This window comes from Microcoleus sp. N9_A1 (assembly GCF_036701795.1).
GTDB lineage: Bacteria > Cyanobacteriota > Cyanobacteriia > Cyanobacteriales > Microcoleaceae > Microcoleus.
In genome coordinates this window covers 66,645-79,032 of sequence record NZ_JAUBRI010000017.1, presented here as the reverse complement: position 1 = coordinate 79,032, position 12,388 = coordinate 66,645, and the positions used below count along the sequence as shown (strand labels likewise).

The following is a 12,388-nucleotide window of genomic DNA, read 5'->3' as shown; positions in this document are numbered from 1 at the left end:
AAGTACAAAATTACCCGCCAATCAATACATGAATATTTTTAGCAGTCTGCTTTCTGGCCCAACTCAAGCACCCCAAGTCAAAAAACAGCGTCGAGGCATTGAAATTAAGTCGGAACGCGAAATCGAAATTATGCGGCAGGCAGCGAAAATCGTTGCAACGGTACTCAAAGAAATTTCCCAAATGGTGAAACCGGGAATGACTACTGCTGATTTGGATGCTTATGCGGAAAAACGCATCCGTTCTATGGGTGCAACTCCGAGTTTTAAAGGCTATCACGGTTTCACAGGCTCGATTTGCTCTAGCATTAATAACGAAGTTGTTCACGGCATCCCCAGCGCCAAAAAGGTAATTCGGGCCGGAGATGTTCTTAAAGTAGATACGGGGGCATATTACCAAGGTTTTCACGGCGATTCTTGCATTACGATCGCAGTTGTGGAAGTGACTCCCGAATCTGCAAAATTAATCCGAGTCGCAGAAGAAGCTCTCTACAAAGGCATCGAACAAGTGAAGGCTGGAGCCTATTTGCTCGATCTGGCTGGTGCGATCGAAGATCATGTCAAAAGCAACGGTTTTAGCATCGTTGAGGAGTTTACGGGCCACGGTGTCGGGCGAAATTTGCACGAGGAACCGTCGGTTTTCAATTTCCGCACCCGCGAAATGCCAAACGTGAAATTGCGATCGGGCATGACATTGGCGATCGAACCAATTCTGAATGCCGGTTCTAAGTACACTCGGACGCTTTCTGACAAGTGGACTGCTGTAACGGTTGACAATGCTATGTCTGCTCAGTTTGAGCATACTGTGTTGGTGACGGAAACTGGCTATGAAATTTTGACCGATCGTTCAAAAGTTTAAGTCGGAATAGTTCAAGAATAGACAAGATTGTAAAAGTCGGTTTAATCAGATTTTGCTCGTTACCAGGCTCTGCCTGGTAATGCAGATCCGGAGGCTCTGCCTCCTTTTATCTCGCAACTTACACGAGAGAGGACTGTAGGAGATGCTTAAGTTATTAAGTTTTCGATCCTATGATATTATAACTACTCCTAACTATTTTGGTAATCTTGTCTGTTGCAGCAAAACAAAACTCAAAACTCAAGAGTTTTACCACAATTTTTTGAATTGCTTCTATAGATGGAGTAAAAAAATAGTTGAATTCGGCTAATTTCAAAGATAATAGTGATAAAACGTAAGGGTAACGGATATGTTAGCACGATTATTATTGGTAGATGATGAACCGGGCTTGCGGGAAGCGGTACAAGCTTATTTGGAAGATAGCGATTTTGCGGTTGAGGTTGCCAGTAATGCTCGGGATGGGTGGGAACTCTTGCAGCAGTACAATCCCGATTTGGTGATTTCAGACATTATGATGCCCCAGGTGGACGGTTATCAATTTCTGAAGCAAGTGCGGGAAGATCCTCGCTATAAGGCTTTGCCGGTGGTGTTTTTGACGGCTAAGGGGATGACGAGCGATCGTATTCAAGGCTATCAAGCAGGCTGCGATGCTTATCTTTCTAAGCCCTTCGATCCCGACGAATTAGTAGCAATAGTAACCAATTTGCTGGCCCGTCGCGCGGCCGCTAAGGAGAAGAGCGAAAATGCTGAAAGTCCAGATATTGCTGCTTTGACAAGCCAAATGGCGAGAATTGAGTCTTTGCTGAGTGGGCGGAGTTCGATCGCCCAAAGTCCTTCGCCGATTAAAATTGATTTGACTCCGCGAGAACAAAGTGTTTTGGATTTGGTTGCTCAAGGTTTGATGAATAAGGAAATTGCCCGCCGCTTGGAAACTAGCGTGCGTAATGTGGAAAAGTACGTCAGCCGTTTGTTTAGCAAGACGGGTACTAACAGCCGTACTGAGTTGGTTCGCTTCGCTCTCGAACACGGCTTGACGAAATAGGAGCCCTCTCGGGTTGGCTGGAGGCTCTTCCTTGCTTATCTGCGTTACCAGGAAGAGCCTGTTCAGTTGACAGTTGACAGTTGACAGTTGATAGTTGATAGCGACCTCTACCTGGAAGGAAGAGGATTGGAGTAATGAATAGTCTTGTTTTAATTTCTCCCTACAAGGCTTGGGGCTTTAAACAAATTCTTTCTGGTAACGAGAATTATGCAAAAAATTAGAAATGTTAAGATATAAGTATTGACAGATATCCGGTAGCTGTGGTATTTCACATCAGCTTGCTGGTGGCAGCGCGGGAGTGCGAAAACTGGTGTGCGAAAACTGGTGTGCGATTCCCTACGGGATAGCTACGCTTCACGAACTTCTCACGGCTTTGAGTCTGAGATGAACACTCGCAAAAGCTGGGGAATTACTTAACGGGAAAACCTGAATGTTTAAGAGTTTTCACGTAGTAAATAGAAAGGCAAACACTTGACCGGATATGCTCCGTTAAGCAAACTTGCCGCGAAGAGTCACAGATCAGGTTATATCCTATGGAAAAGCAAGCCACTATTAATTAATGACTCTGCTCAAAAACGGATACTTGTGAACTGCCGGAGAGGTAAGTAGCCCACAATTTTATGCCCTAGTTCCAGCTCTCAGATTCATCTGTGGAGTAAAGCTAAAATCTAAAATCGACTCACAGCGCTCTAAAGTAGCGGCGGATGTTGAATTTATAGCAGCACCAAAGTTTAGTTTATACTAGGAGGATAGCATGAGGAAAATCACGGCGCGACAAACTATACGTGCCATAGTAGCACTGCCACTCCTACTAATAGCCAATACAACTCAAGCTTTTGCCGCTGATACCGGTCAGAAAATAGATCCAATTAAGAAAGTTTCGGATTTTGGCGATGAGCTAGATTTTGATATTGGGCCACCAACAACCATCAGCATTGAAGAAAGCGAGGATTGGGATGAACCTGATTTTGCAGCTACTTTAGATATCGAGATTAGTAAATTTATGACAAAAAATCTTCAAGCTGTAATTGATGAGCCGCCGCCGGTAGTTTATCTCAGTGATGCAAGGGGTCAGTCAACCCGGGAATGCCGGATTTCTGGGATCTGCGAATAACTGAATCGGATTTGCGCGATTTGGGCGATGGCTGGGAGCCCCGCAAACAAAAACTCTTTTGCTGGGTAGAATTTGAGCAATCATCAAGATTTCAGTAAAATCCGGTTGATTTTGCTGGGAATATGCGAATAACAGAGTATGTATTTTTTGGGTATGCTTTAATGCGATCGGCTAAAACAATAAGTAGGCAGGCTGAAATAAACTTAACTAATTGATAGTTCCCCGTGATTGGAAATCGCCCACAAGGGCAGAAATAAAATTAATCAGATGATTCTTCGCAGTGATTTGCCAACGTAAAAACGGGTAAAAGTAAACTTAGAGCAACCGCCAAAACGGTTAGGAAGTTCTTAATTGCACTTCCCCTGCAGTCGATTGCTTCCATCCGTTACATCCGTTAAATAATCCGTCGATTCCTTCCATCCGTTACATCCGTTACATCCTTTACATCCGTTAAATAATCCGTTGCCGAACTTCCATCCTTTACATCCGTTAAATAATCCGTTGCCGAACTTCCTTTTTTCGACAGTTTACAGCACCTATCCTGAGAAATTTTTCAAATATTAATTATGATTAATTCGCACTGCCAGCAAGACACCGCAGCACAGCAAAACAAAAGTTCGCTGCAAACTCTCACCCGGACTCTCTCGATGTCTCAGGGGCAATTTTCGCTGATTTTGGTGCGGTGCAATTACAGCGCTATGAGAGAGGAAACTGTACGGCAATTGCGGGAGGAGTCTGGTATCGAGATTCGAGAAATTGTCCTTCCCGCATCTGTTAAAACTCTTTACACGACGATAGAAACCAAACTTTCCTGCAGCCATCCGCCAGCTTTAATGGTGTTTGGATTGGAATCGGTAAGTGCGATCGATCGAGTGCTGACTTCTACCAACTACGTGAGGGAAGAATTTCGGAATAATTTTCCCTTCCCGGTGGTGCTGTGGGTGACAGACAAAATCTTAAAAAAACTGATTCGGTTAGTAACAGATATCGAAACTTGGACGACAAGCGTTGAATTTGTGATTGGCCCCGACGACTTGGTGGATTTCCTGGGCAAAAGTGCCGATCGCATTTTTTCCAACATTTTAGAAAGTGGCAATTGGCGTTTAACTAATTCTGCCATTCTCGGGGCCAATTCTTTGAGTGAACTAGAGTCGGCTAGCCAAGACTTGCAAACTTGCAACATCAGGTTAGAACCAGCTATTGAAGCGAGTTTGCAATTTATTCGCGGTAGGCACGAATATGCTTGTCAGCGCATCCCTGCGGCTATTGAATTGTATCAAAAAAGTCTGAGTTTTTGGAAGTATCAAGTAGCATTTATTGGAGCAAAAACAGAATTTAGTGATTTGTTATTTACCGTTCACCCAGCACCGGTGTTAGAGGGAATTCTGCTATTCCACATCGGTCTTTGCTACCGCTTCCAAGCAGAACAACACCGCAGCGGCAACCGTCCTTACTGGACGGAAGCTAAGAATTATTTTCAGGAATGTATTGATGTTTTAGAACGGGCGGGACGGCCGGATGCCGTTGGTATATTCATCAATCAACTTGGCGAAGTATTGCAGCATTTAGAAGATTGGGATGCACTCTGGAATTTAGCGATCAAAGCTCGGAGGTTACATGAAAATATGGAAAATACAGCAGTTAATTTGGCTCAAGATTACGGCTTTTTGGCTAGAGTAGCCTTAGAGCAAAAGAACTGGCAAGGGGCGAAAGAATGGGCTTTAGTGGCTCTAGACGTTCTCAACTCAAATTTAGAAGCGATGGGACATGGAACCCCTGTAAAGTCGCAGCATCTAGGCTTATATCTGTTAATTTTAGCAGAGGCCCAGAGTCAGTTGGGTGAGGTGCAGGAGGCGATCGCCCATTTAGAGCTTGCTCGCTTGGAAACCGAACCTTGCTACAACCCGCAACTGTATTTGCGGGTTTTAGAAATGCTGCGATCGCTCTATTTTCAGCGGGGAGAATATCTCGAAGCATTTCAAATTAAGCAAGATTATCGAGCGGTGGAACACACGTATCGGTTCCGAGCTTTTATTGGAGCCGGAAAGTTGCAGCCGCACAGAGAAGCGGTTAATTCCGTCGCCGAAACTCTTGCCGACGCTGCTACTATTGCTGACGAAATTACAGCTTCCGGTAGAGAGCAAGACCTCAACCGCTTGATATATAGGATGAACAATACCCCCGACAAACTGACAGTAATTTACGGTCAGTCTGGAGTTGGCAAAAGTTCAATAGTCACGGGAGGATTAGTACCAGCTCTCAAACAAAAAAAAATAGAAATGCGGACTGTTTTGCCCGTAGTGCTGCAAGTTTACAACAACTGGCCGCGGGAATTTACCAGACAGTTATCTGCTGGAAAAGCTGAAATATTCGATCCGGAAATTGCCGAAGCAGTACCTGAAATTTCTCCGGTAGATTTGACCGTAGAAGCAGGTGGAGTCAAGGGAAATCTTATTTCGGGATTTCACGGTGGCTCGACTGGGAATAATGAGGATCAAAGGGAGCAGTCACAGCCAGTAGAATTAATCATACAACAACAGGCGATCGAATACGAAAACATTATCAAGGATCTGCAAAGAAATTCCGAACATTTAGTGACTGTTCTGATATTTGACCAATTTGAAGAATTTTTTTTCGTCTGGAAAGAGCCAGCGGAAAGACAGAGATTTTTTGATTTTTTGCGGGAATGCTTGAAAATCAAGTATTTAAAAGTCGTCCTGTGTTTGCGGGAAGATTACCTGCACTATTTGCTGGAATTTTCCCGACCCAAAAACCAGACAGGATTCGTTAACAATGATATTTTGGAGGACATTCTCAGCAAAAACATTCTGTTTTATTTGGGAAATTTTTCGCTAGTCGATGCGCGATCGGTAATTCGCACTTTAACTGAGCGAGCGCAGTTTTACTTAGAACCAGAGCTGATCGAAGAATTAGTCAAAGATTTAGCTGGAGAATTGGGAGAAGTCCGCCCGATCGAACTACAACTTGTCGGCGCTCAACTGCAACAAGAGAACATTAGAACTTTAACTCAATATCAGGAACTTGGCAACAATCCGCAACAAAAGTTAGTCGAAAGGTTTCTCGAAGAAGTCATCAAAGATTGCGGCCCGGAAAATGAAGTAGCGGCGCGCCGAGTATTATATTTGCTAACCGATGAAGAGGAGATACGTCCCCTAAAAACCCGCGCCGAATTAGCTTCAAATTTAGCGACATTTGCTGAATCTGACAAGTTAGATTTAGTCTTAGAACTGTTAGTAAACTCTGGTTTAGTTTTTCGATGGACGGAACTACCGGCAGAGCTTTATCAGCTCGTTCACGATTATTTAGTTAGCTTCATTCGCCAGCAGCAAGAATTAGATAAAAAGGCAGAAGTTGAGGAACTGCGAAAGCAAAACCAAATTAACCGAGATGAAATTGAACAAATTCGCAAAGACAGAGAGCAAGATGCTTTGCTGTCGGAAGCTAGAGACAAACAGTACCAAGCGGAAGCTCAACTTTACCACACTCGGAGATGGCAATTGCGGGCGGCGGTTCTAGGAGTGCTTGTACTCGCAGGTGTTTCGGGGATGGCATTCGAGCAAGCAAAATTAGCGGAAAGCGCACGGCAAGAAGCAGAAAAAAGTCGGACTGATGCCCTAAATTCGGCGTCGGAAGCTTTGGTGCTTTCTAATGAAAAAAATCAATTAGGAGTGTTGGGAAATAGTATCAAAATCGCCAGAGATTCTCTGAAAAGTACAGCGCTGCCTGTGGATACTAAAAATCAAATTGCTGAGAGACTCAGACAATCAGTTTCCGGGGTGCAAGAACGCAACCGTTTCGAGCAGCATAGCAAGTTTGTTTTGGATGTGAGTGTCAGTCCCGATGGCAATTCAGTTGCTTCGGCAAGTGCTGACAAAACTGTTAAATTGTGGAGCAAAGAAGGTAAGTTATTAAAAACTTTCAATCACCCAGATAGCGTGACGAGTGTTAGTTTTAGCCCGGATGGGAAAACGATCGCTACTGGTTGTGCCGATCGTACAATTAGAATTTGGCAAGTAGATAACGACAAAAGTGCGATTCCCTACGGGATAGCTCCGCTTCACGGCATTTTATCCGGCCACCGCGATATCGTCACCAGCGTCAGTTTCAGTCCCGACGGCAAAACCCTAGCTTCCGCCAGTCACGACAACACCGTCAAAATCTGGAACCTTGCGAACAAAAAATTGCTGCAAACCTTAACCGGACACAAAGACTGGGTGCTCGGCGTCAGTTTCAGCCCCGACGGCCAAACAATAGCCTCAGCAAGTGTTGACAAAACTGTCAAACTTTGGAACCGAGAAAGTAAAACCCAGAAATTTACAATTAATCCCAAAACATTAACCAAACATTCTGACATTGTGTACAGCATTAAGTTCAGTCCAAACAGTCGAGAACTCGTCTCAGCAAGTGCCGACACCACAGCCAAAGTTTGGAACCGAAACGGTGAGGAAATCAGAACTCTCAAAGGACACAACGATGAAGTTGTCAGCGCAAGTTTCAGTCGCGACGGCGAAAAAATTGTCACCGGCAGTGCAGACGATACGGTAAAAGTTTGGAGTCGCAGCGGCACTTTGCTCAACACTTTTCGAGGACATCAAGACGACGTAAGGGCCGTAAGTTTCAGCGGGGACGGCACTATTGCTTCGGCAAGTAAGGACAAAATGGTGAAACTTTGGAAACCTGACAGCACTCCGTTGAATAAGATTTTATCGGGACACGGAGACTGGGTTTACCAAGTCAGTTTTAGTGCGGACGGCAAAACAATTGCTTCTGCTAGCGGCGACAAAACCGTGAGACTTTGGCGCCCTGACGGCAGTTTATTCAAAACCTTAGCAGATCACAAGGATTCTGTTACCTGGGTGAGCATTTCGCCGGACAATAAAAATGTTGTTTCTGCCAGCAATGACAAAACGGTGAAAGTTTGGAGTTTAGACGGGAAACTGTTAGATACTCTGAGCCACAGCGGCGTTGTTAGAAGCGTGAGTTTTAGTCCAGACGGAAAGATAATTGCCGCCGCCAATGCCGATCGCAAATTGTATCTCTGGCGCTGGAACGGTTCTAAAGCAACTTTGCTTGCAAAACTCGATCACAGCAATCCAGTAATTAGCGTTAGCTTCAGTCCTGACGGCAAAACAATTGCTACTGCTACCGCTGCTGAGGACAAGGCAAGCGGGAAGAAAAATGCTTTTGAAATTACCGGAGAAAAGAGAGTTTACCTCTGGCAATTTAACGGTGCGTCGGCGAAAATTCTGAAAACTCTCGACCACCAAGACAGTGTTAAAAATGTTAGTTTCAGTCCCGAAGGCAAGACTATTGCTGCTGCTTGCGCTGACAAAAAAGTTTACTTGTGGGGGTTTGATGGCAAGGTAGCAAATTTAACTGAAAAACTCGACCACAGCGATACTGTAGAAAGCGTGAGTTTTAGTCCAGACGGCAAGTTGATTGCGGCGGCGAGTGGGGGAAATACTGTTAAGCTGTGGGATTTTGATGGCAAGAAGGCGCTGCTATCGAAGACTTTGGAGTCGAGCGATCGGGTGTTGAGCGTTACTTTTAGTTCGGATAGCAAAATTCTGGCTTTTGCTAGCAGGGATAGAAGTGTAATTTTGTGGCCTGTGGAGAATTTGGAACTGAATAATATCATTGCTCGCAGTTGCGAGTGGTTGGGAGATTATTTGCAGAATGACCCGAATGTTGCTGAGGGCGATCGACTGCTGTGTCTTGGGTTTGGGAAGCAGGCTTTAAATAAGAAGAAGTAAACCTTCATTCAGTTGACAGTTGACAGTTGACAGTTGACAGTTGACAGCTTGCCCTGAGCTTGTCGAAGGGTTGACAGCAAACAGGTTGACAGTTGACAGGTTGCTTAGAGAAGGGTTGACAGCACTTGACAAAAGAAGGAAGAGGATTGGAGTAATGAATAGTCTGATTTTAATCTCTCCCTACAAGGGAGAGGCTTTAAACCAATTCTTTCTGGTAAAATAAGATGGCGGTTGGAACCGCCGGGTCTTCTTAAAACATCTATCTATTGACTCATTTTTTGTGCTGTAAATTTGCGGTAAATTAGATTAATAAACTTAACTGCCCATCAATTCGCAATTCAAACAAAAGGTAAGCCGCATGGAAATCAACTCCCAAAATATCCAACCCGTTCCGCGATTCAACGAGACAAACGAGGAAACACCAGAGATAGGTGGCGGTTTGCCCGTAATAGAATATTGGGCAGAACATACATTGTCCCCGGAAGGCGCGAAACTTTGGAAAACTTTGCTGCACAAAAGTGCTTGTTTGTCATGTTCTTGGGGCACTGGCGGGCAGAAAGGAGGTTTTACAAATGAAGAGGGCGAAAAACTGCAGCGGTGCATGAAAAGCGTTGAAGCAATTTCCGCTGAAATCAAGCCGGCTATCTCAACTCAATTTTTTGAAAAGAAGAGTATTGCAGAACTTCAGCAATTAACTTCAATGGAAGCCGATAGGTTGGGAAGGCTGAGTTTTCCGATGATTTTGCGGGCGGGTTCATCTCATTACGATCGCATTTCTTGGGAAGAAGTTTATCAAATTGCCGAAGCTGCTTTTCGTAAAACCCCCGAAAGAGTGGCATCTTACAGTTCCGGTCGCTCTTCAAACGAAGCGGCTTTTCTGCTGCAATTGATGATGCGGGCGATGGGTTCCAATAACTTAGCAGATTGTTCGGATCTCTGCCACGCTCCCTCGACAACTGGCTTAAGCGAAATGTTTGCCACACGCACCTCGGTAGTGAGTTTAGAAAACTTGAAGCAAGCAGATTGCGTCGTACTCGCGGGCGCAAATTCTGCCTACAACCATCCCCGCTTGATGAACGAGTTAATTAAAATTCGCGACAAAGGCGGTAAAATAATTGTAATCAATCCGGTGATGGAAATCGGGTTAGTCAAGTTTGGTTCTCCCGCATTTCCCGTCAAGTCGCTCATCCCCGGTTCCGATATTTCCTCCTTATACTTGCAACCAATTCCGGGCAGCGATACGGCGCTATTTGTCGGCATTCAAAAGTCTATAATTGAACAAGGATTGCTGGACAAAAAATACTTACAAGCCTATACAGAAGGCTGGGAATCAGTAGTCCAGCACGCCAGCGAAACCGATTGGGAAACTATTACTAAAACCTGCGGAGTTTCCCAAGCCGAAATTGAGGAGGCAGCCAAAATTATCGGCACTTCACAGCGAGTTGTCTTTGGTTGGGCGATGGGAATTACCCAACACGATAACGGTGTAGATAATGTTTTCAGCATTGCCAATACTGCCTTAATGACAGGAAATGTTGGCAAAGAAGGTGCTGGATTAATGCCCGTCAGAGGACACTCAAACGTCCAAGGATTCGGCTCTATGGGCGTCACTGTGAATCTGAAAAAAGAAATTCAACAAGCTTTAGAAAAGTTATTAAATCGTCCCCTCAGTCCTGTTAAGGGCTACGACACTCGATCGCTCATTGAAGCAGCAGATGCAGGCAAAGTCGATACGCTGATCTGTCTGGGCGGTAATTTGTATGGGGCGAATCCAGATTCAACTCAGGCAAAACGCGCTTTAAGCAATGTTGAAACCGTTATATACCTCGCAACCAAACCGAATTTAGGGCATTTTCACGGATTGGCAAAGCACAATACAATTGTGATTCCTGTGCTGAATCGCTTTGAAAATCCCCACAAAACAACGGTGGAATCTGGGAATAATTTTGTGCGTTTAAATGATGAGGGCGAAACTCATCTCAAAAATGCCGATCTGATTTCAGAGGTAGAATTCTTGACGGAATTAGCTAGCAGAATTCACGGCGAGTTTCCGGTTCATTGGCGCCTACTTCAAGACACAAAATACGTGCGCCAATTGATTGCTCAAACTATTCCGGGCTATGAAAAATTAGGGACAATTGATAGAACAAAAGAGGAATTTACGATCGCAGGTCGCATTTTTACAGAACCTAAATTTCCTACTGATTCCGGCAAAGCAAAGATGTTTGTTACACCTTTGCCAGTCCTGAAACTACCCGCAGCCCAAGAGTTTGGAGCATCAGAATCAGTGCGAGGTTTAGTTGTGGCATTGATGACGGGACGCAGCTATTCTCAGCACAATACTGTGGTTTACAAAATTGATGACAAGTACCGGGGAATGCCTCACCGCAACTGCATTTTGATGAACCGCGCGGATGCCGAAAGTGTGGGTGTGCAGGAACATCAGCGGGTTACGGTGCAGGGAAATGTGGGGAAAATGGAAAATGTCGAGGTGATTTACGGGGCGGTTCGTGAGGGGGCTGCTTTGATGTTTTATCCTGAAGTTAATGTGATTTTTCACCCGGAAATTGAAAAGCGATCGGGTACGCCTGCTTACAAGCGCGTACCTGCTTTTGTATACGCAGAAGCATGAGGTTTGCTGCGAAATATTTATCCGTTTGGTGCATTTAGTTTATACTTGTATCTTTGGGGCGCTGCTCAGAGCAACGGCCGACAAGAGTTTCAATAAAAATAAGCACCAGACGGACGACTAATGTAGGGTTACACAGCGCACCAGACGACTAATTTTGTCAAGGAGAAAGTGATGAAATCAGATCTAAAAATTGCGATCGCCAATTCATAAAAACGGGAAAATGGCAAAAGTGCGATCGATCTAATTCCGTTAGAAAGTGGTGACAGATTGACGCGGCATGAATTTGAGCGTCGCTATGAGATGATGCCACACGGGAAAAAAGCAGAATTGATTGAAGGAGTGGTTTATATTGCATCAGCGCTGCGACATAGAAAGCATGGCAAACCTCACAGTTTGATTATGGGTTGGTTGGGGGTTTACTACGCTGCAACGCGGGGAGTAGACTTGTCAGATGCTGCTACAGTGCGTCTCGATGAAGATAGCGAACCGCAACCGGATGCGCTGCTGCGAATCGATGTCGGCGGACAATCTACTGTTAGCGATGACGATTATCTGGAAGGGGCACCGGAGTTGGTGGTAGAAATTGCTGCAAGCAGCGCTTCCTACGATTTGCACGACAAGTTAAGAATTTACCGCCGTCATCGAGTGCAAGAATATTTGGTATGGAGAACTTACCAGCAAAGATTTGATTGGCTGAGGTTGAGGGAAGGCGAATATATTGCATTATAACCTAATGCTGATGGTGTAATTTGCAGTGAATTTTTTCCGGGATTGCAGTTGTCTGTATCAGCTTTGTTAGCAGGAAATTTAGCTGAGGTTTTAGCTGTTTTGCAGCAAGGTTTGGATACAGCGGAACATCAAGCTTTTGTCGAACAGCTATCATCCGAAGGTTGAGTGTAGAATTATCATTTTTGGCACGCTTCGATATGGGCAAGGTGCGTACTGTGCACCCTACGACTAATTTGTGTGAATA

5 protein-coding genes and 1 pseudogene are annotated in these 12,388 nt (G+C 44.7%); all 6 read left to right on the top strand.

What is annotated here, in order from left to right:
• Positions 1-28: 28 nt before the first annotated feature.
• The 6 genes and pseudogenes from map (at position 29) to QUA58_RS10770 (ending at position 12,309) form a co-directional block, all read left to right on the top strand.
• Positions 29-856 (top strand): type I methionyl aminopeptidase, encoded by an 828-nt coding sequence (map, locus tag QUA58_RS10795; RefSeq protein ID WP_333250077.1) that lies wholly within the window; start codon positions 29-31, stop codon positions 854-856.
• Positions 857-1,202: 346 nt separating this feature from the next.
• Positions 1,203-1,895: a response regulator transcription factor gene (locus QUA58_RS10790; RefSeq protein ID WP_333249963.1), complete on the top strand. Its 693-nt coding sequence runs from the start codon at positions 1,203-1,205 to the stop codon at positions 1,893-1,895.
• A gap of 754 nt (positions 1,896-2,649) precedes the next feature.
• Positions 2,650-3,009: a hypothetical protein gene (locus QUA58_RS10785; RefSeq protein ID WP_333249961.1), complete on the top strand. Its 360-nt coding sequence runs from the start codon at positions 2,650-2,652 to the stop codon at positions 3,007-3,009.
• Between the two features lie 566 nt (positions 3,010-3,575).
• Positions 3,576-8,783: an nSTAND1 domain-containing NTPase gene (locus QUA58_RS10780; protein WP_333249959.1), complete on the top strand. Its 5,208-nt coding sequence runs from the start codon at positions 3,576-3,578 to the stop codon at positions 8,781-8,783.
• A gap of 358 nt (positions 8,784-9,141) precedes the next feature.
• Entirely contained in the window at positions 9,142-11,415 is a 2,274-nt protein-coding gene (locus QUA58_RS10775; RefSeq protein WP_333394021.1) for an FdhF/YdeP family oxidoreductase, read from the top strand.
• A 234-nt stretch (positions 11,416-11,649) separates the two neighbouring features.
• Positions 11,650-12,309: pseudogene (locus QUA58_RS10770) on the top strand (Uma2 family endonuclease).
• The last annotated feature ends 79 nt before the right edge of the window (positions 12,310-12,388 follow it).